The sequence below is a fragment of the Streptomyces phaeoluteigriseus genome (assembly GCF_001896135.2).
In the GTDB taxonomy this organism is placed as follows: domain Bacteria; phylum Actinomycetota; class Actinomycetes; order Streptomycetales; family Streptomycetaceae; genus Streptomyces; species Streptomyces phaeoluteigriseus.
In genome coordinates this window covers 44,982-66,687 of record NZ_MPOH02000006.1, presented here as the reverse complement: position 1 = coordinate 66,687, position 21,706 = coordinate 44,982, and the positions used below count along the sequence as shown (strand labels likewise).

The 21,706-nt window shown below is 71.9% G+C and carries 21 protein-coding genes and 3 pseudogenes; 12 read left to right on the top strand and 12 right to left on the bottom strand.

Annotated elements, in window-relative coordinates; all coding sequences use genetic code 11:
* Nucleotides 1-15 precede the first annotated feature (15 nt).
* Together BM536_RS05855 and BM536_RS05850 are read right to left on the bottom strand one after the other, a co-directional pair.
* Nucleotides 16-524, bottom strand: a pseudogene (locus BM536_RS05855) (flavin reductase family protein).
* 213 nt (nucleotides 525-737) lie between these two features.
* A complete protein-coding gene (locus tag BM536_RS05850; RefSeq protein WP_073491317.1) occupies nucleotides 738-1,151 on the bottom strand; it encodes a TlpA family protein disulfide reductase in 414 nt (137 codons plus the stop codon).
* Between the two features lie 74 nt (nucleotides 1,152-1,225).
* Here BM536_RS05850 and BM536_RS05845 point away from each other — a divergent pair, with 74 nt between their 5' ends.
* Both BM536_RS05845 and BM536_RS05840 read left to right on the top strand, forming a co-directional pair.
* Complete coding sequence (locus BM536_RS05845) at nucleotides 1,226-1,642, top strand: DUF4395 domain-containing protein (protein ID WP_073491293.1); 417 nt, start codon at nucleotides 1,226-1,228, stop codon at nucleotides 1,640-1,642.
* 192 nt (nucleotides 1,643-1,834) lie between these two features.
* Nucleotides 1,835-2,563 carry a lysophospholipid acyltransferase family protein gene (locus tag BM536_RS05840; protein ID WP_073491294.1) on the top strand — a complete coding sequence of 243 codons (729 nt, stop codon included), beginning with the start codon at nucleotides 1,835-1,837 and terminating at the stop codon, nucleotides 2,561-2,563.
* Nucleotides 2,564-2,911: 348 nt separating this feature from the next.
* Here BM536_RS05840 and BM536_RS40225 read toward each other — a convergent pair whose 3' ends face one another.
* The 5 genes from BM536_RS40225 to BM536_RS05815 form a co-directional block, all read right to left on the bottom strand.
* On the bottom strand, nucleotides 2,912-3,298 hold the full coding sequence (locus BM536_RS40225) for a hypothetical protein (protein ID WP_073491295.1): 387 nt from the start codon (nucleotides 3,296-3,298) through the stop codon (nucleotides 2,912-2,914).
* A 528-nt stretch (nucleotides 3,299-3,826) separates the two neighbouring features.
* Nucleotides 3,827-4,399: a transglutaminase-like domain-containing protein gene (locus tag BM536_RS05830; RefSeq protein ID WP_170109881.1), complete on the bottom strand. Its 573-nt coding sequence runs from the start codon at nucleotides 4,397-4,399 to the stop codon at nucleotides 3,827-3,829.
* Nucleotides 4,400-4,495: 96 nt separating this feature from the next.
* Nucleotides 4,496-5,566, bottom strand: a complete 1,071-nt coding sequence (locus BM536_RS05825; protein ID WP_073491297.1) for a threonine aldolase family protein — start codon at nucleotides 5,564-5,566, stop codon at nucleotides 4,496-4,498.
* Nucleotides 5,563-6,309: an SDR family NAD(P)-dependent oxidoreductase gene (locus BM536_RS05820; protein ID WP_073491298.1), complete on the bottom strand. Its 747-nt coding sequence runs from the start codon at nucleotides 6,307-6,309 to the stop codon at nucleotides 5,563-5,565. Before BM536_RS05820 ends, BM536_RS05825 begins: the two co-directional genes overlap by 4 nt.
* Before the next feature lie 38 nt (nucleotides 6,310-6,347).
* On the bottom strand, nucleotides 6,348-7,745 hold the full coding sequence (locus tag BM536_RS05815) for a DUF6421 family protein (RefSeq protein ID WP_073491299.1): 1,398 nt from the start codon (nucleotides 7,743-7,745) through the stop codon (nucleotides 6,348-6,350).
* Between the two features lie 258 nt (nucleotides 7,746-8,003).
* Between BM536_RS05815 and BM536_RS05810 the strand changes: the two are divergent.
* Nucleotides 8,004-8,656, top strand: a pseudogene (locus BM536_RS05810) (glycerophosphodiester phosphodiesterase).
* A gap of 3 nt (nucleotides 8,657-8,659) precedes the next feature.
* Here BM536_RS05810 and BM536_RS05805 read toward each other — a convergent pair.
* Nucleotides 8,660-9,199 carry a GNAT family N-acetyltransferase gene (locus tag BM536_RS05805; protein WP_073491300.1) on the bottom strand — a complete coding sequence of 180 codons (540 nt, stop codon included), beginning with the start codon at nucleotides 9,197-9,199 and terminating at the stop codon, nucleotides 8,660-8,662.
* Nucleotides 9,200-9,271: 72 nt separating this feature from the next.
* On the opposite strand from BM536_RS05805, the gene BM536_RS05800 reads away from it, so the two are divergent.
* From BM536_RS05800 to BM536_RS05790, 3 genes are all read left to right on the top strand, one after another.
* Complete coding sequence (locus BM536_RS05800; protein ID WP_073491301.1) at nucleotides 9,272-9,664, top strand: VOC family protein; 393 nt, start codon at nucleotides 9,272-9,274, stop codon at nucleotides 9,662-9,664.
* Nucleotides 9,665-9,735: 71 nt separating this feature from the next.
* Nucleotides 9,736-10,500, top strand: a complete 765-nt coding sequence (locus BM536_RS05795; protein WP_073491302.1) for a VOC family protein — start codon at nucleotides 9,736-9,738, stop codon at nucleotides 10,498-10,500.
* Nucleotides 10,501-10,589: 89 nt separating this feature from the next.
* Nucleotides 10,590-11,636, top strand: a complete 1,047-nt coding sequence (locus BM536_RS05790; RefSeq protein WP_073491303.1) for an aldo/keto reductase — start codon at nucleotides 10,590-10,592, stop codon at nucleotides 11,634-11,636.
* Between the two features lie 13 nt (nucleotides 11,637-11,649).
* Here the strand turns inward: BM536_RS05790 and BM536_RS05785 are convergent, their stop codons facing one another.
* Both BM536_RS05785 and BM536_RS05780 read right to left on the bottom strand, forming a co-directional pair.
* On the bottom strand, nucleotides 11,650-12,132 hold the full coding sequence (locus BM536_RS05785; RefSeq protein ID WP_073491304.1) for a MarR family winged helix-turn-helix transcriptional regulator: 483 nt from the start codon (nucleotides 12,130-12,132) through the stop codon (nucleotides 11,650-11,652).
* 245 nt (nucleotides 12,133-12,377) lie between these two features.
* Nucleotides 12,378-13,990 (bottom strand): annotated as a pseudogene (locus tag BM536_RS05780) (FUSC family protein).
* 258 nt (nucleotides 13,991-14,248) lie between these two features.
* On the opposite strand from BM536_RS05780, the gene BM536_RS05775 reads away from it, so the two are divergent.
* From BM536_RS05775 to BM536_RS05760, 4 genes are all read left to right on the top strand, one after another.
* Entirely contained in the window at nucleotides 14,249-14,809 is a 561-nt protein-coding gene (locus BM536_RS05775; protein ID WP_073491318.1) for a DUF5134 domain-containing protein, read from the top strand.
* Nucleotides 14,810-14,914: 105 nt separating this feature from the next.
* Complete coding sequence (locus tag BM536_RS05770; protein WP_094102682.1) at nucleotides 14,915-15,850, top strand: M56 family metallopeptidase; 936 nt, start codon at nucleotides 14,915-14,917, stop codon at nucleotides 15,848-15,850.
* Between the two features lie 54 nt (nucleotides 15,851-15,904).
* Entirely contained in the window at nucleotides 15,905-16,576 is a 672-nt protein-coding gene (locus tag BM536_RS05765) for a phosphatase PAP2 family protein (protein ID WP_073491319.1), read from the top strand.
* A 555-nt stretch (nucleotides 16,577-17,131) separates the two neighbouring features.
* Nucleotides 17,132-17,824 (top strand): HAD family hydrolase, encoded by a 693-nt coding sequence (locus BM536_RS05760; protein ID WP_073491305.1) that lies wholly within the window; start codon nucleotides 17,132-17,134, stop codon nucleotides 17,822-17,824.
* Nucleotides 17,825-18,043: 219 nt separating this feature from the next.
* Here BM536_RS05760 and BM536_RS05755 read toward each other — a convergent pair whose 3' ends face one another.
* Complete coding sequence (locus BM536_RS05755) at nucleotides 18,044-18,304, bottom strand: DUF2630 family protein (RefSeq protein ID WP_073491306.1); 261 nt, start codon at nucleotides 18,302-18,304, stop codon at nucleotides 18,044-18,046.
* Between the two features lie 276 nt (nucleotides 18,305-18,580).
* On the opposite strand from BM536_RS05755, the gene BM536_RS05750 reads away from it, so the two are divergent.
* Nucleotides 18,581-19,348: a TetR/AcrR family transcriptional regulator gene (locus BM536_RS05750; RefSeq protein WP_245873284.1), complete on the top strand. Its 768-nt coding sequence runs from the start codon at nucleotides 18,581-18,583 to the stop codon at nucleotides 19,346-19,348.
* Here the strand turns inward: BM536_RS05750 and BM536_RS05745 are convergent.
* Entirely contained in the window at nucleotides 19,336-20,838 is a 1,503-nt protein-coding gene (locus tag BM536_RS05745; protein WP_073491307.1) for an LVIVD repeat-containing protein, read from the bottom strand. The genes BM536_RS05750 and BM536_RS05745 overlap by 13 nt on opposite strands.
* Before the next feature lie 200 nt (nucleotides 20,839-21,038).
* Here BM536_RS05745 and BM536_RS05740 point away from each other — a divergent pair, with 200 nt between their 5' ends.
* The gene (locus BM536_RS05740; RefSeq protein WP_245873283.1) at nucleotides 21,039-21,698 is read left to right on the top strand and encodes a DUF305 domain-containing protein; all 660 of its coding nucleotides are present in this window, start codon (nucleotides 21,039-21,041) and stop codon (nucleotides 21,696-21,698) included.
* Nucleotides 21,699-21,706: the final 8 nt, after the last annotated feature.

The window sequence follows — 21,706 nt, the reverse complement described above, 5'->3', positions numbered from 1 at the left end:
AGCGCCGGACAGTGATCAATCCCGCAGAGCGGTGAAACGCCCCTGGTGGTAGAGCAGCGGCCGGCCCGCTCCCGCGGGATCGCCCAGCACCACTTCGGCCAGGACGATCCGATGGTCCCCCGCGGGCACGCGCGCGACGACCCGGCACACCAGCCAGGCCAGCACGTCGTCCAGTACGGGCACCCCCTCGGGGCCCTCGCGCCAGGACGTCGGCGCGCCGAACCGGTCCGCGCCGCTGCGCGCGAAGGTCGCGGCCAGCTCCCGCTGGTGGTCGCCGAGTATGTGCACGCCGACATGCCCGGCCGCGGAGACCGCCGGCCAGCTGGAGGCCCCGGTACCGATGCCGAAGGACAGCATCGGCGGCTCGGCGGAGACGGAGGTGAGCGACGTGGCGGTGAAGCCGACCGGCCCGCCCTCTCCGGGCGCGTGATCACGGCGACGCCGGCCGCGTGGCGGCGGAAGACGGAGCGCAGCAGCTCCGGAGAGGCGAGCTGGGGAGTATGGAGACCGGGCGTGGCCGTCATGGAATGGTCCTGGTCCTTCTGCCGGGGGCGACGGGCAAAGGCGTGGCCGCTCAACGGCCCGGACAGCGCGCGCTCGCGGTGCGCACGAGGTCGACGTGCACCCGTCCGTGGAGAAGGAGTTCCTCAGGCATACGGTCAGGCTGACGATAGGTGGTGCGCGCAGTCAAGCGCGTTCCGGCATCCGGGAGCCGGTTCACCGTCGGCGGCACGGACTCACACCGCCTCGCCCAGGGCCGCGATGACGTCGGCCTTGCGGGGCTGTCCGGTGGCACGGCGCACGACGTGGCCGTCGGCGTCCAGGACGAGCACGGTCGGGGTCTTGAGGACGGCGAGTTCCCGGACGAGGTCGAGGCGTGCCTCGGCGTCGATCTCGATGTGGGTGACGCCGGGGACCAGGTCCGCCACCTCGCCGAGGATCCTGCGGGTGGCCCGGCAGGGGGCGCAGAAGGCGCTGGAGAACTGCAGGAGCGTGGCCCGCTCGCCCAGTTCACCGCCCAACCGGTCGGCCCCGAGCCGCTGTCCTTCGTCGCGCCCGCGCACGCGCACCCTCCCGCTCCGCCGTCGGTGCACCACTCCGTAGGCGCTCGCCACCGCGAGCACCGCCACGCACACCATGAATCCGGTCATCATCGGCACAAGCATTCATGAGACCGCAAAGATTCCCGGCTCCGCCGGCCCGTCCGTTGCGGAATGCTTGATTCATGGACATTGATGCGCGAGGACCGCGGTTCGGGGCGGCCGTCACGACCGTCGTGCTGGCGGTCGCACTGATCACCCTGAACCCGTGGCCGCTGGCCTGGCAGACGCTGGTGTTCGCGCTCGGCACGGTCGGCGGGGTCGGCCGCTCGCCGTACGGCTGGGCGTTCCGGGTGGCCGTTCGCCCGAGGCTCGGGCCGCCCACCGCTTTCGAGGCGCCGCAGCCACCGCGTTTCGCTCAGGCGGTGGGGCTGGCCTTCGCGGGTGCGGGTCTGCTCGGTTTCGCCCTGGGCGCCGACTGGTTGGGGCTGGCGGCCACCGGGGCGGCGCTCGCGGCGGCGTTCCTCAATGCCGCTTTCGGGTATTGCCTGGGCTGTGAGATGTACCTGCTCGTACGGCGGGTGAAGGTTCGGGCGGAGTAAAGACCAGCTAAAAGCCCGAGGTGGATCAAGCGGGGCGGAAGTGACGAGAATCTCGCGCCAAGCAGGCGCGAGGACTGGCTACCCGGCCGTTCTTCGGGCACGATCTGCGGGATGCCGTAAAACCTACGGCTGCGTAACTTTGCCGCCGGGGAGCCGCTCCCGGGCAGAGATCAGGAAGGGTTCGCCTCGCCCATGGCTGAGCTTGTCTACCGTCCCGTCGTCGGCCTCGCCCAGACACTGTTCAAGGTCTGGGACCTCAAGATCGACTGCCAGGGGTCGGAGAACATCCCGCGCTCGGGCGGAGCCGTGCTGGTGAGCAACCACATCAGCTATCTCGACTTCATCTTCAACGGGCTCGCGGCGCTCCCGCAGAAACGTCTCGTTCGTTTCATGGCGAAAGAGTCCGTCTTCCGCCACAAGGTCTCCGGGCCGCTGATGCGCGGCATGAAGCACATCCCGGTGGACCGCAAGCAGGGTGAGGCCGCGTACGCCCACGCGTTGGACTCGCTGCGCTCCGGCGAGATCGTCGGCGTCTTCCCCGAGGCCACCATCTCCGAGTCGTTCACGCTGAAGACCTTCAAGTCCGGCGCGGCGCGCCTGGCCCAGGAGGCGGGCGTGCCGCTGGTGCCGATGGCCGTGTGGGGGACGCAGCGGCTGTGGACCAAGGGCCACCCGCGCAACTTCAAGCGCAGCCACACCCCGATCACCATGCGGGTCGGCGAGGGGCTCGAGGCCTCCCGCGACAAGTACGCGGGCGCGATCACCCGTCAGGTGCGCGAGCGGGTCCAGGAGCTGCTGGAGGCCGCCCAGCGCGCCTACCCGGTCCGCCCCAAGGACGCGAACGACACCTGGTGGATGCCTGCCCACCTGGGCGGTACGGCTCCGACACCGGAGCAGGTGCGCGCGGCCGAGGCCCGCTGACCTCCGCCCCCCGGGGATCGGCACGGCGGCCGACAGGGTCCCGGCCAGGAACGGGAAGCCCGGTGTCCCGTGGCCGGTGCGGCCGTCGGCCGGGCTTCGTCCGCCGAACGCGCTACGGGGGGCGAGGATACGGCGCTGGATCAAGGTGTCGATGGCGGCTGTGCTGGTGCTCGGCCTGACCGTGCTGGATCGCCCGGCCGTACGTCGACGAATGGTGGACGATCCGCTCGGCCTGTGACGGGGTGCTGCCCGGTGACGCCGTGTGCGATCTGCTTCCCGAGGGCGCACGGGTGGAGAGCACCTCGTCGGGCGGGGTGAAGGAACTCGGCGACTACGGCTGCGACATCTTCATCGGAAGCGAGCACAGCGGGGACCGGGTACCCGTAGTCGCTGCCCCGTCCGTCGAGCCGCTCCAGGTCGTAGGCGAACCAGGCGCGCTCGGGGGCGTAGAGGATCGTGAACGCCTGCGGGTCCTTTGGGGAGTACGGCGAGCAGGTCCTCCGGATCGGCCCTGACGGACGTGTGGGGCTGGGTGTGCTCGAAGTCGGCATGCGCCTCGCCGGGGGCGAGGAAACGGCCGAGAGCGGTCCAGTCCTCGTCATCGGTCCAGCCCTCGTCATCGGGCCGGGCCGACTCGGCGGGGACGGCGGGCAGGACGGCCTCGTCGTCGGAGCCGAGGTACCGGTGCTGGTCGACGATGTACCGGGCGAGCATGCGGGCGACGGCGGATCCCATGCCCTCGGGTGGTTCGGCATCGTTCGGAGCGGCGGCCACCGCGAAGGCGGCGCGGGCCTGGCGAGGGCGTGTGGCGCGTCGGGGCGGGCGGCGCGGGTGGCCGCGTGCACGACCGCGCCGAGCACCTCGCCGCCGTCTCCGCAGGGGTGTTCGTGCGCGAGGATCGCGCGCACGGCGTCGAAACGCCTCAGGTCGTCGCCCGGGTCGAGGGCACGGGTGGCGGCCGCGGGGTTCGTCGGCGAGGGCGCGGGTGGCGGCGGGGATCTCCTGGCAGGGTGGGCCGTCGTCCGAGCCGGCCAGCAGCAGCGGTACGGCGACGCCGGTGGCGACCAGCGCGAGGGCGACGGCGGAGGCGAGCGGCCGGTGTCTCCTCAGCCGGCCCAGGAGTGTCGGTGGTGCGGGCTCCGCCGGCCGGCCGGTCTCCTGTCGCGGTGCGTCGTCCCCGTCCGCATCGGCCTCTCGGGCCTCTCCCCCATCGCGCATGCCGGTGAGGTTGCGACTGCGGCCGGCCGGGTGTGCGGCGGGGTGTCACAGCGTGGTGGGAAGGGTCTTCCAGAGGTGGGGGCGGTCGGAGGCGGCCCGGAGTGCGCGCAGGACGGACGGGGGCGGTGCGGCGTACAGGACGGGGTGATCGCTTTCACCGGCGGCGGTGTCGGGGAGGAAGGCCAACTGTTCCTCGCCCAAGGAGAACCGGGCGTTCACTCCGGGCTTGTTGCCGCGCGGGTCCTGTCGGTGCCAGGCGCCGTTGAAGCGGACGGCGACCAGTCCGTGGACGACGTCGAACGTCTGGTAGCAGAGCGCGGTGGGGATGTCCTCGGCGCGCAGCAGCGCGGTCAGCGCGTGGGCCTTGGCGTAGCAGATGCCCGTGCGCTGCTCCAGTACGTCGGAGGCGCGCCAGGTGACCCGCAGGTCGCCGGAATCCTGCGAGTGGGGGATCGTGTCCCGCACGAACTCGAAGGCCAGCCGCGCATAGGCATACGAGTCCTCCGCGTCCTTCGCGAGCCGCGCGGCGGTGTCCCGGACCAGCGGGTGATGGTGGTCGATGACCTCGTCAGCGGCCAGGTAGGCGGACAGGTCGGGGGTTTCCTGGATCAGCTCCATGCCGGGAGAGCATAGGAACACGATCACCCGATCGTCAATTGTTTTTCAGGTGATCGCATACCTATGCATTACCGGGGTCCGCTGTGGCGGTTGCCTCTAGCGGGCCATCTCCTCCTTGAGCGCCGCCACGAAGGCGTCCACGTCCTCCTCCGTCGTGTCGAAGGAGCACATCCAGCGGACGACGCCCGCCGACTCGTCCCAGAAGTAGAAGCGGAACCGCTTCTGGAGGCGCTCGCTCACGTCGTGCGGCAGCCTGGCGAAGACGCCGTTCGCCTGGACCGGATGGAGGATCTCCACGCCGTGTGCCGCGCGCACCCCCTCGGCCAGGCGCTGCGCCATCTCGTTGGCGTGCCGGGCGTTGCGCAGCCAGAGGTCCTTGGCGAGCAGGGCCTCCAACTGCACCGAGACGAAGCGCATCTTGGAGGCGAGCTGCATGGACAGCTTGCGCAGGTGCTTCATGTGGGAGACGGCGTCCTGGTTGATGACCACGACCGCCTCGCCGAACAACGCGCCGTTCTTCGTCCCGCCGAGCGAGAGGATGTCGACGCCGACCGCGTTGGTGAACGTCCGCATCGGGACGTCCAGGGAGGCGGCCGCGTTGGCTATGCGGGAGCCGTCCAGGTGGACCTTCATGCCGTGCGCGTGGGCGTGCTCGCAGATCGCGCGGATCTCGTCGGGCGTGTAGAGCGTGCCCAGCTCCGTGCTCTGGGTGATCGAGACGACCTGCGGCATCGCCCGGTGCTCGTCCTCCCAGCCGTACGCCTGACGGTCGATCAGCTCGGGGGTGAGCTTGCCGTCCGGCGTCGGCACGGTGAGCAGCTTGAGGCCGCCCATGCGCTCCGGGGCGCCGCCCTCGTCCACGTTGATGTGCGCGCTCTCGGCGCAGATCACCGCGCCCCAGCGGTCGGTGACCGCCTGGAGCGCGACGACGTTGGCGCCGGTGCCGTTGAAGACCGGGAACGCCTCCGCCGTAGGCCCGAAGTGGCCGCGGACGACGCTCTGCAGGTTCTCGGTGTAGTCGTCCTCGCCGTACGCCACCTGATGGCCGCCGTTGGCCAGGGCCAGGGCGGCCATCACCTCCGGGTGGGCGCCGGCGTAGTTGTCGCTGGCGAAACCGCGGACCTCCGGATCGTGGTGGCGACGGGCGTCGGTGCGGGGTGGGTTCACGGCTTCTCGGTGAGCCACAGACGGTGTCCGTTCACTTCGGCGGCGGGCTTCTCCCAGACGTCGGCGATGGCCTCGGCCAAATCCTTGACGTCGGTGAATCCCGCGAACTTCGCGTGGGGTCGGTCGGCGCGCATCGCCTCGTGCACCAACGCCTTCACCACCAGGATGACCGCGGCGGAGGTCGGCCCGTCGGGCCCCCCGGCCTTTCGGAAGAAGTCGGCCATCGACAGCGTCCACGCCTCGGCGGCGGCCTTTCCGGCGGCGTACGCGGCGTTGCCCGCGGTGGGGCTGCTCGCGCCCGCGGCGCTGATCAGGACGTACCGGCCGCGGTCGCTGCGCTGGAGCGCCTCGTGGAAGGCGAGGGTGGTGTGCTGCACGGTGCGGATGAGCAGCAGTTCCAGGAAGTCCCAGTCGTCGAGACTGGTCTTGGTGAAGGTCTCACTGCCGCGCCAGCCGCCGACGAGGTGCACGAGACCGTCGACCCGGCCGAAGTCCTTCTCGACGCGGGCGGCCCACTCGTGGGTGGAGCGCAGGTCGAGCAGGTCGACCGGTTCGCCCATGACGGTCGCGCCGCCGGAGGCGTAGCTCGCCGCGTCCACGGCTTCGGCGAGACGCTCCGGGTCGTTGTCCGCGCCCACCACCGTCGCGCCCGCCTCGGCGAGCCTGATCAGCGCGGCCCGGCCGGCGGGTCCGCCCGCGCCGGCCACCGCGATCACCGCACCGCTGAGAGCCCCGTTCCCCATGGTCCTCGCCTCCTGAGCATTCTCGGTACGCAGGCCGCTCACGCGGCGATCCGCTCGGCGCCGTCCGCCGTGATGCCCTTCGTCGAGGCAATCACGTTCTTCAGCTTCTTGGACAGTGCCTCATAGAACATGCTCAGCGGAAACTCGTCCGGAAGCACGTCATCGACGAGCTTGCGCGGCGGCTGGGTCAGGTCCAGGGCGTCCGGGCCCTTGGCCCACTTCGAGCCGGGGTGCGGGGCGAGGTAGGTGGAGACCAGCTCGTAGCCGGCGAACCAGTGGACGAGCTTGGGCCGGTCGATGCCGTCGCGGTAGAGCTTCTCGATCTCGGCGCACAGCTCGTTGGTGACCTGCGGGGCGCGCTGCCAGTCGATGTGCAGGTTGTTGTCGGTCCAGCGGACGACGTCGTGCTTGTGCAGGTAGGCGAAGAGGAGCTGGCCGCCGAGGCCGTCGTAGTTGCGCACGCGCTCGCCGGTGACCGGGAAGCGGAACATACGGTCGAAGAGGACCGCGTACTGCACGTCACGGGCCTGCGGGACGCCCTCGGCCTCCAGCTTCACGGCCTCCTTGAAGGCGGTGAGGTCGCAGCGCAGCTCCTCCAGGCCGTACATCCAGAACGGCTGGCGCTGCTTGATCATGAAGGGGTCGAAGGGCAGGTCGCCGTGGCTGTGGGTACGGTCGTGGACCATGTCCCACAGCACGAAGGCCTCCTCGCAGCGCTTCTGGTCGTGGACCATGGCGGCGATGTCCTCGGGCAGTTCCAGGCCCAGGATGCCCACGGCGGCGTCGGTGACCCGGCGGAAGCGGGCGGCCTCGCGGTCGCAGAAGATGCCACCCCAGGAGAAACGTTCCGGCGCCTCGCGTACGGCGATGGTCTCCGGGAAGAGGACCGCGGAGTTGGTGTCGTAGCCCGCCGTGAAGTCCTCGAAGGTGATGCCGCAGAACAGCGGGTTGTCGTAGCGGGTGCGCTCCAGCTCGGCCAGCCAGTCCGGCCAGACCATGCGCAGCACGACCGCCTCGAGGTTGCGGTCCGGGTTGCCGTTCTGCGTGTACATCGGGAAGACGACCAGGTGCTGGAGGCCGTCCGCACGGTTCTCGGCGGGCTGGAAGGCAAGCAGCGAGTCCAGGAAGTCCGGCACCTCGAAGCCGCCCTCGGCCCACCGGCGCAGGTCCCGCACCAGGGCGCGGTGATATTCCGCGTCGTGCGGGAGCAGCGGTGACAGCTCGTCGACCGCGGCGGCCACCCGGTGCACGGCGTCTTCGGCGTCGGCACGCTCAGGGGCATCCTCGGCCGTGAAGTCGATCGACCCGTCCTTCGCCTGCCAGGGCCGGATCCGCTCCACGGCATCCTTGAGCACGGGCCAGGCCGGGTGCTCCACCACCCTGGCCACGGGAGGAACCCGCTCCTCCGTACCCACCTGCACAAGAATTTGCGTCATGTCCCATCCTCCACGGGAAAGCCTCACGTGGTGACACCGTACGCATAAGAGGTTTCTTCCAGCAAGATGACCTTCGGGAAATTATCCTGCGTACCTCCATGGTCACCGCGTTTCTTCCTGCACTTCACCGAGTGGGCAGATGCTTTGGGCGCGGACCGCTGGGTAGGGATTCCCGCGGTGCGACGTCGGCGCACCGGTCCGTCCAGGGAAGCGAGCCGTCTCTTGAACCACCTCCTCACCATCGGTCACCGTGGGGTCATGGGTGTCGAGCCCGAGAACACCCTCAGGTCGTTCGTCGCCGCCGAGCGGGCCGGTCTCGACGCCGTCGAACTCGATCTGCACCTGAGCAAGGACGGCGCGCTCGTGGTCATGCACGACGCCGACGTGGACCGCACGACCGACGGCAGCGGGCCCGTCGCGGACCACACCCTCGCGGAGCTGCGCGCCCTGGACGCGGGGCTCGGCGAGCGCGTGCCGGTCTTCGAGGAGGTCCTGGCGGCGGTGTCGGTGCCGCTCCAGGCCGAGATCAAGGACGTGCAGGCGGCGCGGGCGCTCGCCGCGGTGATGCTCGAGCGGGACCTGGTGGAGCGGGTGGAGGTGTCCTCGTTCCACGACGAGGCGATCGTCGAGATCGCCAGGCTGGTGCCCGGGGTGCGCACCGCGCTCATCGCCAGCCGCTACGACGGCCTCGGCATCGTGGAACGGGCGGTGGCCGTCGGGGCCGCGACCGTGTGTCTGAACCTGCGGCGGCTCACCCTGGAGATCGTCGAGGAGGCCCGCCGCCACGGCCTGCGGATCATCGGCTGGGTGGTCAACACGCCGACCAGCTGCGGCTGGTCCGGGCCTTCGGACTGGACGGCGCGACCACCGACCGTCCGGAGATCAGGCACACCGGCCGGCTCACGGCGTGAACCTCAGCCGAGGGGCTTGACCAGCAGCTCGAACTCGAGGTCGTCGCGCTGCGGGATGCCGAAGCGCTCGTCGCCGTAGGGGAACGGCGTCATCCGTCCGGTACGGCGGTAGCCGCGCCGCTCGTACCAGGCGATGAGGTCTTCGCGCAGGGATATCACCGTCATGTGCATCTCGGTGACGCCCCAGTCGGCGCGGGCCCGGCGCTCGGCCTCCTCGAGGACCGTCCTGCCGAGACCGCCGCCCTGGACGGTGGGGCTGACCGCGAACATGCCGAAGTAGGCGTGGTCGCCGCGGTTTTCGAGCTGGCAGCAGGCGACGATCCGGCCGGCCCGCTCCACGGCGAGCACCCGGGTGTCGGGCGACTTGATGACCTCCAGGACGCCCTCGGGGTCGGTGCGCCGCCCCTCCAGGAGGTCCGCCTCCGTGGTCCAGCCGGCCCGGCTGGCGTCCCCGCGGTAGGCCGAGTCGACGAGCGAGACCAGTGCGTCCACGTCGGCGTCGGTGGCGTCACGGAAGGTGGACTCGGTGGCGGTGGTGTCCATGCGGGGCTCTCCGGATCATCTGTCGCGCGGCTGGGCTCCGCCGAGCCTAACCGGCGTCTAGGCTCCCGATGCATGGTGCATGTACTCAGCAGTCGAATCCTTCTCCACCCCCGCGACCCCGAGCGATCCCGCGCCTTCTACGGGGAGCAACTGGGCCTCCCCGTGTACCGCGAGTTCGGTACGGGCCCGGAGCGGGGCACCGTCTACTTCCTCGGCGGCGGGTTCCTGGAGGTCTCCGGGCGGGCGCAGACCCCGCCGGACCCCGCCGTACGGCTGTGGATGCAGGTCCCGGACGTCGCGGCGGCCCACGCGGAGCTGACGGCCACGGGGGTGCCGATCGTCCGCCCCCCGGTGAAGGAGCCGTGGGGTCTGGTCGAGATGTGGATCGCCGACCCGGACGGTACACCGATCGTGCTGGTGGAGGTGCCGGCCGACCATCCGCTGCGGTACCGCCCGGGTACCTGACCTCAGCGGATGCCGCGGAGCGGGCCCGGGCTTAGCGTGCTGGAGGGGGTGCTCCCTTCGGAAGGAACGCCATGAAGCTCGACGCGCCCGTGCCCGGTGGGCCCTGCTGGGCCGAGCTGGGGACCAATGACCTGGCCACCGCCCAGCGGTTCTACACGGAGCTGTTCGGCTGGCGGTTCGAGACCGACCCGCGGCAGGAGGCGGGCGGCTACACCGTCGCGCATCTCGGGGACGCGGCCGTCGCCGCGCTCAGCCCGCTCCACCAGCAGGGCCGGCCGGTCGCCTGGAGTGTGTCCTTCGGGGTGTCCGACGCCGACGTCACCGCGCGGATGATCGAGGAGGCCGGGGGCAAGGTGCTGGTCGGCCCGATGGACGTGTTCGACGTGGGCCGTTTCGTGGTCGCCCACGACCCGGGCGGCGCGGCCTTCCAGCTGTGGCAGGCTCGCACCTTCCCCGGCGCGGGACTGTTCAACGCCCCCGGTTCGCTGGGCTGGGTGGAGTTGCTGACCCGCGACACCGCGCGGGCGGAGGCCTTCTACACGACCGTGTTCGGCTGGACCGTGGCGACCTCGGAGCACTACACGCGATGGGGCGTCGGAGGCGCCGACCTGGGCGGCATGACGACGATGGACGACAGGTTCCCGCCCGAGGTGCCGCCGCACTGGCTGCCCTACTTCGCGGTGGCCGACGTGGACGCCTCGACGGCGGCGGCGGACCGGGCGGGCGGTACGGCGCTGAGGCAGCCGGCCCCCGTGCCGAGCGGTCCACGGATCGCGGTGCTGCGGGACCCGCGGGGAGCGGTGTTCGGCGTGTACCGGGCCGGCGACGAACACTGAGCCGGCATCGGCTTGCCTTCGAGCGCGCTTCAGCCCCTAGCGTCATCCCAGCAGTGCCTTTCGATTGCCTTCCAAGGGGGAACGACGACGTGCGGTACACACTGTTCGGCCGGACCGGTCTGCGCGTGAGCGAGCTGGGCCTCGGCGCGATGACCATGGGCGGCGACGGAGGCTGGGGCGCGGACCGGGACACCAGCGCGAAGATGCTGGACGTCTACGCGCAGGCGGGCGGCAACTTCGTCGACACGGCCAACATCTACACCGGGGGCGACTCCGAGCGCTTCCTCGGTGCCCTGCTGGAAGGGCGGCGCGACGAGTTCGTCCTCGCCAGCAAGTACACCTGTGCGTTCCGCGAAGGTGACGTCAACGCCGCCGGCAACCACCGTAAGAACCTGGTGCAGTCGGTGGAGGCGAGCCTGGACCGGCTGCGCACCGACCGGCTGGACGTGCTGTGGGTCCACGCCCGCGACCAGTTCACCCCGGTCGACGAGGTCATGCGCGCGCTCGACGACCTCGTGCGCGCGGGCAAGGTCCTCTACCTCGGTGTCTCGGACTGGCCCGCCTGGGAGATCGCGCAGGCCAACACCCTCGCCGAGCTGCGGGGCTGGACGTCGTTCGCCGGCTCGCAGCTGCGGTACAGCCTGCTGGAACGCACCCCCGAACGCGAACTCCTGCCGCAGGCGAGGGGCTTCGACCTGGCGGTCCTGGCGTGGGCGCCCCTCGCGGCCGGGAAACTCACCGGGAAGTACCGACGGGGCGAGTCCGGCCGGCTGGGGGCGGGTGAGGAGGACCAGCGCGAGGCGGCGGTGATCAGCGCCGTCCTGGAGATCGCGGAGGAGGGCGGCTGGAGCCCGGCCCAGGTGGCCCTGGCCTGGCTGCTCGGCCGCCCCGGGAACGTGGTGCCGATCGTCTCGGCCACGAGGGAGAGCCAGCTCGCGGACAACCTCGGCTGTCTCGACGTCCGTCTGGACGCCGACGCCGTGGCCCGCCTCGACGAGGTGAGCGCCGTGCCGCTCGGCTTCCCGCACGACTTCCTGCGCGATCAGGGCGTCACCCGCACCGTCTACGGCGACCGCTGGCAGGCCATCGACGACCGGCGTTCCACGTACCGCCGCACGGTCCACGACGTGCGGTGACCGTACGGCGCCCTCAGCTCCGCAGCGCCTGCATGTGCCCCTCCAGCCGGCTGAGCAACTCACCGAGCAGTACCGCCAGTTCACCCTGCCGGTCGGCGTCCAGGGCGGCCAGTACGGCGCTCTCGTAGGCGAGCTGCTCGGGCATGATGCCGTCGACCAGGGCCCGGCCGGCCTCGCTGAGGCGCAGGTGGGCGACGCGGCGGTCCCGGGCGTCCCCGCGGCGCTCCACCAGGCCCCGTTCGGTCAGCTGCTTGACGCGTTTGGTGACGGCGGCTCCCGAGGAGAACGTCTCGCGGGCGAGTTCCCCGGGCGTCAGCTCGTGACCGGTGCGGCGCAGCGCACCGAGCAGATCGAACTCCGCCCGGCTGAGCCCGGCACGCCGCAGCGGGGCGTCCTCGGCCTGCTGAAGGAGCGCCGCACAGCGGTTGACCCGCCCGATGATCTCCATGGGCCCGGTGTCCAGCTCGGGCCGCACGGCCTGCCACTGCCGCACCACGGAGGCGACGGTGTCACCGCGGGCGCGGTCGCCACGGGCGCCGTCGCCACGGGGGGCGGGGCGACCCGGCGCGGCCTCGGGCCCGGCGGGCTGCGACTGTGTGGCCTCCGGCCCGGCGGGCTCGCTCTGCCCAGTGGGCCGCCGTTGCGCCGCGTCGGCGCCGCCGAGTGGTTCCCGAGCGGTCTCGTTCCCGCCGGCCGGACCGTCCGCGTCGTCCCCGCCCACCGGCTGTCCCTGCGTCGCCGTCATGGCCGTACGTCCTCCGCTCTCGCCTCGTTGTGCCGGGTCAGGAGGAGTCCCTGGCCCCGGACCGTCGCGGCGAGCGTACGGTGTCCGGCCTGCTCGGCCGCGACGACCCGCTCCTGCGGCAGGGCGCGCTGCCACCACTCGCCGGTGGCGGCGTCGGCCGTGCCGCGCAGCTCGACGAGTGCGGCGGCCAGGCCGCGGCGGGCTGACTCCAGGGCCGCCGGGGCGGGGCGCGGCCGGGCGAGGAGGAGGGCAGCGGTTTCGCGGGCGCGTTCGGCCGCCGTCAGGGCGTGGTCGAGGCGGTCGCCGGAGCGCCGGTTGGTGACGGCGACGGCGGCGACGAAGCCGACCAGCGCGCCGACGAGGGTGTCCACGACCCGCTCGGTGATGAGCGTGCCCGCGTCCTGGTACTGGGCGAACTCGGTGATGAGGAGCGCCATCGGGGTCACGCAGACGCTGCCGAGCCAGTAGTTGCGGCTGATCAGCGCCTCCGCGCCGAAGTTCAGGGCGAGGCAGGTCAGGACCAGGGCCGCCGGGTGGAGGTGGGCGAGCGGGACGATCGCGGCGAAGGCGAGGACGCCCAGGAGGTTGCCGACGACGCGCTGGACCCCGCGACTCCAGGTGAGGGTGACGTTGGCCTGGTAGAGGGAGGCGGCGGTGACCAGGGCCCAGTAGGGACGGCCGATACCGAGCGCGAGGGAGGCGTAGCCGGCCAGGCCGCAACCGAGGGCGGTGCGCACGGCGAGCGGGGTCAGGGGGCCGAGGCGGTGCCACAACGACGTTCGCGGCGAGGCGAGTTCGGTGTCCACACCGAGGAGTTCGTCGTCGGCCGGAAGGACGTGGGGGCGCGGGACGGGTCCGGTGCCGCGCAGCGCGCGGGCCCAGCCGCGCAGCCGTACCGGGTCGGTGTCGACGGGCGCTGCGAGGGCCACCTCGGCGCGGACCAGGAGCCGTTCCAGGGCACGGCCGGTGTCCCCGCCGCGGGCCGACAGCAGGGTCTGCCAGGCCGCGTGCACGGCTGCGGCCGCGGCGCGCGGGCCCGGGCGTGGCCCTCGCCGGTGCCTCGTGTGGCGGCGTACGCGGCGGCGGCGTTCAGCGCCTGCGCGGTGGCGCGGCGCTCGGGGCCGTGCGGGCGCAGGAGGCCCGGCGCCATGCCGATGATCCACGACCAGGCGCCCGCCGCGAGGGCGAGGCCCAGGTGGCCGGGGATCTGTCCGAGGGTCTGCGGGGCGAAGAGCGCGGCGGAGCTGATGAAGGTGAGGATGACGTTGCCGGGCGGGCCGATCCTGGTGGCGTCGCACAGCGTCTTCTGGGCGGCGGCGAGGAGGGCGCCGACGGCGACGAGGACGACGGCGTTCGTGGTGAGCGCGGCCGCGAGCAGCGCGACGGCGAGCCCACCGGTCATGCCGAGCACCACCAGGGCCAGCACGCGGGCGCGCGCGGCGTACGGGCGATGGTGGGCGTACAGCGCGCACAGGGATCCGGCCATCGTGTACATCGCCAGGTCGAGGCGGTCGAGCGCCAGCAGGGTCAGGTTGGGCGGGGCGACCGCGGCGACCACGCTGAGCGCGGGCTTGAACCAGATGTCGGAAGGGCGCCCGAGCCGCAGCACACCGGCCAACGGGAGACGGACCGAGGGACGGGGACGGGGCTGCTGCCGGGGTGTCGCACTGCTCTTGCTCACTCTCACTAATTTAGCAGGTGTTTTACTCGTGAAATACATTCGGACCCCAGTCACGGACTCTCCACGCCCACCCGCTCACCCCCTGTGCTCCGCCGAATGCTCCCCGTGTACACCCTTGCGCTCGCGTGCGCGCCGCGTGCCGAGGGCATCGCCTTCCTGGACCGTCCGTCGAACGGGGAGGTGCGCGTGCACGGACCGGCGTCGTCCGGCTGGCTGCTCGTGACGTTGTGTGCGGCGACCGGGGCCTACTGCCTGCTGAGGATGCGCAGCAGCGACGAGACACAGCGCCTGGCCGCGGGCGACGAGGCCCTGATGGGCTTCGGGATGGCCGCCATGGCGGTACCGGGCTCGGCGTTCACCCCGCCGGTGTGGGTCTGGCCGGTGTACGCGGTGGTCTTCGGCGGGGCCGCGCTGCGGGCCCTGTGGGTGGCCCGGACCGGCCCGCACCATCTGCACCACCTGGTGGGCGCCGCGGCCATGGTCTACATGGCGGCCGTGATGACCGCCTCCCCCACCGCGACCGGCCACGCGCACGGCGGCTCCGGGGTGCCGCTGCTCACGGGCGGACTGCTGGTGTACTTCACGGCGTACGTCCTCGTCTCCGGCGTACGGCTGCTGCCGGTGGCCGGAGTCGCGGGAGGCGCCGCCGCGCGGAGCGCCCTGGCCTGGGGCGACCGGCCCGAGCTGGCGCGTGCCTGCCGGCTGTCGATGGGGATCGGGATGCTCGCGATGCTGCTGACGATCTGAGGCCCTACCCCGGCACCCCGGCGCGGCCGGGGCACTCGTGGCCTGCGTCACTTTGCCGTGCCGAGCCGTACCCCTGAGCGGCGCGGCGCTCATAGGGTGCTGACCATGATGGTCCCCGCGGTGCTGCTGCTGCTCGGTGCGCTGACCGCCGTCGTCGCTCCCCGGCTGCTCGCCCGGGCGGACTGGCCGGACCGTGAACCGGTGATCGCGCTGTGGGTGTGGCAGTGCGTGGTGGCGGCGGTGCTGATGTGCTGCGCGCTGGCGATGACGCTGAGCGCGGCGGCCGCCTGGCAGGCGGTGCGCGGGCACGTCTTCGCGCCGGCCCCGCACGGGGTCGTGGAGGCGTACGCGCTGAGCGCGACCGGCCCCTGGGCGGCGACGACCGCGGTGGCCCTGGCGTGCGCCGGGCTGTGGAGCGGGGCGATGCTGGTCCGGGAGGTCACGGCGGCGCGCAGCAGGCTGCGCCACCAGCGCGACGAACTGAGCCTGCGGGCACCACTGTTGCCGGGCGAGGAGCCCGCTCCCGGGCGGCTCGTGGTGCTGGAGGGTGAGCGGTCCGACGCGTGGTGGATGCCCGGCGGGGCGCCCCAACTGGTCGTCACGACAGCCGCGTTGCGCCGACTGAAGGGGCGTCAGCTGGACGCCGTGCTGGCACACGAGCAGGGACACGCCCAGGCACGGCACCACTGGCTGCTGCACTGCTCGGCCGCACTGGCAACCGGTTTCCCACAGGTGCCGGTGTTCGCCGCGTTCCGTGCCGAGATGCACCGCCTGGTCGAGCTGGCCGCCGACGACGCGGCCTCCCGGCGCTTCGGCCGGCTGACGACCGCGCTCGCCCTGGTCGAACTGAACGAGGACCGAGGCGTCTTCGGCCCCTCGCCCGCCCCACAGGCCCACGTCCCGCAGCGCGTGCACCGGCTGCTGACACCCGCGGACCGGCTCACGGCGGCCCGCAGGCTGCGGCTGACGGCCGCGGCCTCGCTGGTCCCGGTGGTACCGGTGCTGGTGACACTGGTGCCGGCGTTACGGGCGCTCGGCTGAATGAACCGGCCCCCGGGTTGGCTTCACACCCCGGGATTCGGCAAGGATCACCTCATGCACTCCCCCTCCGTCGACTCCCCGCCCGCCCCGTCGCCGTACCGCACAGCCGTCCGTACGGCGATCGTCCTCGGCCTGTGCTCGCTCGTGCTGCTGATCCTGGTGGCGGCCGAGTGGCATCCGCTGCTCTCCTTCGACGGAGACGTCTCCCGCACGACCCACCGCTGGGCCGTCGCCGACCCCGACGTCACCCAGGCCTTCCGCATCCTGACGGACTGGGTCTGGGACCCGCTGACGATGCGCCTGCTGTGCGCGGCGGTGGCCGTGTGGCTGGTGTGGCGGCGCGCGGCCTGGTGGACGGCGGTGTGGCTGGTCACGGTGTCGGCGGTCGGCACGGTCCTGCAACAGGGTCTCAAGGCCGCGCTCGGCCGCGACCGCCCGGTCTGGACCGACCCCGTCGACTCGGCCCACTACGCGGCCTACCCCTCCGGCCACGCCCTCACGGCCACCGTGGTCCTGGGTCTCCTCCTGTGGCTGCTGTACCGCCACGGTGTCGGCCCCGCCCTGTGGCGTACGGCGGTGGCGGTGGTCGCCGTCTCGGTGGCGGGCGTCGGCCTGACCCGCGTCTGGCTGGGGGTCCACTGGCCCACGGACGTCCTCGGCGGCTGGCTCATGGGCGCGATGCTGGTGTCCCTGGCGATCGCGGCGCACGTGCGGTGGCGGCCGTGAGCCTGCCCCGACGCGCGCACGGGTGGCGGCCGTGAGCCTGCCGGCCCGCCGGTACGGCTACGTGGGTCGGGCCGGACTGCGGCAGGCAGTCGTCCCGGGTACCTGGGGCCAGGGATCCGCCGGGCCGCCGACCTCGACGCGTGGACGGCCGGACGCTAGGCGAGGAGGCGTTCACCTTCGTCGTGGCGCCGGCGGCCTGCTGCGGCCCGCACCCCGCCGTGCGATCACGTCGCCTGCGCGGGCGATGGCGAGGTTCTCGGCGCCGGAGAGGTCCCCCTGCGCCGGTCGGGCGGCGGTTGGGGGCGCGCAAGGTGAGAAGCCAGTCCCCCAGCGGCCGGTGCCCCCGACCCCGTCTCCTGTCCGGCCACCGCCGCCGCGCTGGACCGCGTCGGCCTCGAGCGCCCCGACGGTTTCCCCCCGCGCTGGTCCTCCGCCGCCGCGAGCGCTTCCGGGAGACCAGCGTGGTACGCGAGGGCGTGTTCGTCCGCGTGTTCCGCGATGCCGGTCCTCCGGCGGTCTGGAACCCGGGCTCGCCGCCTTCCTAGGATCAACTCCATGACTTCCACTGTGCTGTTCGACTTCTCCGGCACCCTCTTCCGTGTCGAGTCCGCCGAGTCGTGGCTGCGGGCCGGACTCGACGCGGCCGGTGTCGTGCTGACCGAGGGCGAGGTGGCGGAGACGGCGCGGGCGCTGGAGGCGGCCGGGGCGCTGCCCGGCGCGGCGTTTCCGGTGCGGGTCCCCGAGGAGTTGGCCGGACTGTGGCAGGTGCGGGACGAGAGCGCGGAGCTGCACCGGGCCGCCTACACCGGGCTGTCCCGTCGGGTGCCGCTGCCCGACCCGGCCCTGCACGACGCGTTGTACGACCGGCACATGGAGCCGGCCGCCTGGGCGCCGTACCCGGACGCCCCGCAGGTGCTGAGCACCCTGCGCGAGCGCGGGGTCCGGGTGGGTGTGGTGAGCAACATCGGCTGGGACCTGCGGCCGGTGTTCCGCGCGCACGGCCTCGACACGTACGTCGACACCTACGTGCTGTCGTACGAGCACGGGGTGCAGAAGCCCGACCCGCGGCTGTTCGCGACGGCGTGCGAGGCGCTCGGCGCCGATCCGCGCTCCACGCTGATGGTCGGTGACAGCCGGCCGGCCGACGGCGGGGCGGCGGCCCTCGGCTGCTCGGTGTACTTCGTGGACCACCTTCCGGCGGCCGAACGGCCGGACGGCCTGCGTCCGGTGCTGGACCTGGTGGGGTAGGCCCGTGAGGGGCTGAGCCCCGGTGGAGCCCGTGAGGGGCTGAGCCCGGGTGGAGTCCGTGAGGGGCTGAGCCCCGGTGCGATCCGCTGGTGGGCCGTCCGGTCCTGCCGGGCTGAGCCCTTGTGGGCCGATCCGGTCCTGCCGGGCTGAGCCCTGGTGGGCCGATTCCGTCCTGCCGGGCTGAGCCCTGCCGGGCTGAGCCCGTCCTGCCGGGTCAGGTCAGCTCTGGTAGCCCTCGACCTGCGACGAGGACCGCACCCGCGCGTCGTCCGGGTTCTCCCCGAACTCGGACTTGGCGCGCCGCTGGCGCAGCAGGTCCCAGCACTGGTCGAGGGCGCTCTCCAGTTCACCGAGCCGCTGGTGTCCGGCGGCGTCGTCGATCCGGCCGGCCGCCAGGTCCTCGCGCAGCCTGCGCTCATCCTCGACCATCGTCGTGATCCGGGTGAAGATCTCCCGGTCGTGTCCGCTGTCGGCTGCCATGGCGGTACGCCCTCCTCGGCTCGGCACTCCTGCCCACTGTAGGGACGGCCCGCTCGGGCGGCGACCGATGGGGCGGTGCGGTGCACTCACGGACCAGAACCGGAAGGGAACCCTTCGAAAAGGAGCCTCAGGCCACCATCGGGGAGAAAGCACGCCCACTCTGGACGATCCCCCGCGTCGCCCAGAGCGGGCGGCCCCGGTACGCCTCCGAAACGGAACCGACCGGGCTGCGCTGAGTATAGTTGGCTCGGAGCCAGTCAACGCAGGAGTTACAGCATGTCCCCGCGCAGCGCCTCGGTCAATGAAGAATTGCGTCGGCGTTCCCGGGAACGGTTTCTCCAGGCGGCCGTCGAGCTGGTGAGCGAGCGCGGGTACGAGGCGACGACGCTCGGCGACATCGCGGACCGGGCGGGCTCGGCCCGCGGTCTGGTGTCGTACTACTTCCCCGGCAAGCGCCAGCTGGTGCAGTCGGCCGTGCACCGGCTCATGCACCGCACGCTGGAGGAGGCGCTGGAGCGCGAGCCGCGCACCGGGGACGGCCGGGAGCGGATGGCGCGGGCCGTCGACGCCATCCTCGGGCTGGCCCGGGACCGGACGGTGCTGATGCGCCAGCACATGGCGGGGCTGCTCCAAGCGGAGGGTTTCGTGCAGTGCCCCGAGCAGCGGCGGCTGGCCGAACTGCTGCGGGACACCGTGGCCCGGCACGGCTCACGGGACGTCGACACCGACTATCCGATGCTGCGCTCCCTGCTCATGGGCGCCGTCTACGCGATGGTCCTGCCGAACGTGGGGATGCCCCTCGCCCCCCTGCGGGCCGAGCTGTTCGCGCGCTACCGGCTGGACTGGGGCCAGGGCCTCCCGCCGGACACCGAGGCGCCCGGCGGGACGCGTGACACCGATTTCTCGCGCTTCTTCGCGACCGGACGGCCCGCTCCGGACCAACCGCGCACCGCGGACGAGCCGAGGCCCGCGACGAGGCGGAGGCCCTGCGACCAGCCGCCCGAGCCCGCGGACGAGCCGCAGGCCGTCGATCAGTCGAAGTAGTCCGGTTGCGTCTGGACGTTCAGCTCAGGCAGTCGCACGTACTTCGCCGGGTCCGTGCGCCGGTCGTTGATCTTCAGCACGTCGAAGCCCTTGGCGATGTCGTTCGAGTAGATGTAACCGTTGTAGTAGTACGCCGACCAGGGGCCGGCGGTCGTCAGCCGCTCGGTGTTGACCGGGCCGCGCTCGAAGTAGGCGATCTCCGTCGGGTGGGCCGAGTCGGTGAAGTCCCAGACGGAGACGCCGCCCTGGTACCAGGCCTGGACCATGATGTCCTTGCCCTTGACCGGGATCAGCGAGCCGTTGTGCGCGACACAGACCTCGGTCGGCGCCTGCGGGCGGTCGATCTTGAAGTAGCTGCGGAAGACGAGCTTGCGCTTGTCGCCCTTGCCGACGATGTCGTAGATGCCGTCGGCACCCTTGTTCGGGCCTATCTCCGCGGTGCAGGTGGCCGCGCCGCCGCCGCCCAGCTCGTCGGTGAAGACGACCTTGTTCGCCTTCTGGTTGAAGGTCGCCGAGTGCCAGAACGCGAAGTTCACGTTGTCCTGGACCTGGTCGATGATCTTCGGGTTCTCCGGGTCCTCGATCGAGAACAGGATGCCGTCGCCCATGCAGGCTCCGGCCGCCAGGTCCTTGTCCGGCAGCACGGTGATGTCGTGGCAGCCGGTCGTCTTGGAGACACCGGGGTTGGTGGGCCCGCCCGGGTTGCCGCCGCCGTCCGCTCCCTCACCCGGGAACAGCACCGGGAAGTTCACGATCGCGGCCTTCTCCGGCGCCTTGCGCGGCACCTTGATGACCGAGATGCCGTCGTGCGGGGGCTGGCAGTCGGGGTAGGCCGCGTTGGGCGAGTACGAGGAGACGTAGACGTAGACGTTCTTGCGCTCGGGCACCAGCGTGTGGGTGTGCGAACCGCAGGCGGTCTCGACGGCGGCGACGTACTTGGGGTTCGCCTTGTCGCTGATGTCGAAGACCTTCATGCCCTCCCAGGAGGACTTCTCGGTCGCCGGCTGCGTGGTGCTGTTGCAACTGCTGTCGCTGCGCGAGGAGTCGGTGGACAGGAACAGCAGGTCCCCGGAGACGGAGATGTCGTTCTGCGAGCCGGGGCAGAGCACCTGGGAGACGGTCTTCGGGGCCTTCGGGTTGCTGATGTCGAAGATGCGGAAGCCGTCGTAGTTGCCGGAGAAGGCGTACCTGCCCTGGAAGGCCAGGTCCGTATTGGTGCCGGGCAGCACGTCCTTGGGGACGTTGGCGATGTGCTGGATGTTGGCGGAGTGGACGATCTCGTCCTGGCCGGGTATCTCGCCGTCGGCTATCGCCTCGGCCACCTCGGCCTGCGCGCTCCGGGACACTTCACGCTCCACGGCCGGGCCGTCCCCCGGGTCGGGGGTCGCGGCGGCCGGTACCGCCGACAGCAGCGTGGCCAGGAGTCCGGCACAGGCCGCGACAACTCCCAGCCGTCTGCGTCGTGTTCGGGATTCGTTCAACAGGATCACTGCGTCCTCCCTCGTAGCCGTACACGGGGAACGGTGCACGGTCCCCCGCAGTATCGTCTTCATCATGCACAGATCAACAGTCGGCAACGCATTCGTCATGAATGTTTTCGATCAGTAGGACGCAGACTCGTACCAGGACGGTCCGGGACCGTCCGCTCACCCTTGGCCGCTTCCCAAGCCGCCAGCACCTGGAGGTCGTTGTGCCCGTCCGCCGTGCGCCCCTTGTCGCCGTCGCCCTGTCCGCCCTGGTCCTGACGGGCTGCGACTCCGGGTCGGACACCGGATCGGGCGCGGCCGCCGGGCCCTCGGTGATCGCCCCGGGGAAGCCCGGCGAGGCGAACCGCACACTCTCCGCCCAGGACGCGGCCGAACAGCGCGTCGACGACGACACCCCCAACTCCGCGGACATCGATTTCGCCCGGATGATGATCGAGCACCACCGGCAGGCCCTGGAGATGACCGGACTCGCCCCGAAGCAGGCGGAGTCGGCGAAGCTCAAGGCCCTCGCCTCCCGGATCACCGCCGCGCAGGGCCCGGAGATCCAGGCCATGGAGAGCTGGCTCGCGACCTACTCCGGCAAGGACGGCGACGCCGGCGGCGGTACGGGCGGCGGGCACGAGCATGCGGCGACCGGGATGCCCGGGATGGCGACCGAGGCACAGCTGAAGAAGCTGCGGGCGGCGCGCGGCAAGGCTTTCGACCAGCTGTTCCTGACCTTGATGATCACTCACCACGAGGGCGCCATCACCATGGCCGCGGACGTCAAGGCGCAGGGCAACAACGTACGGATCGAGGAGATGGCGGACGACGTCGTCGCGGAGCAGACGACGGAGATCACGCGGATGCGCGCGATGCTCTGACCGGCCGC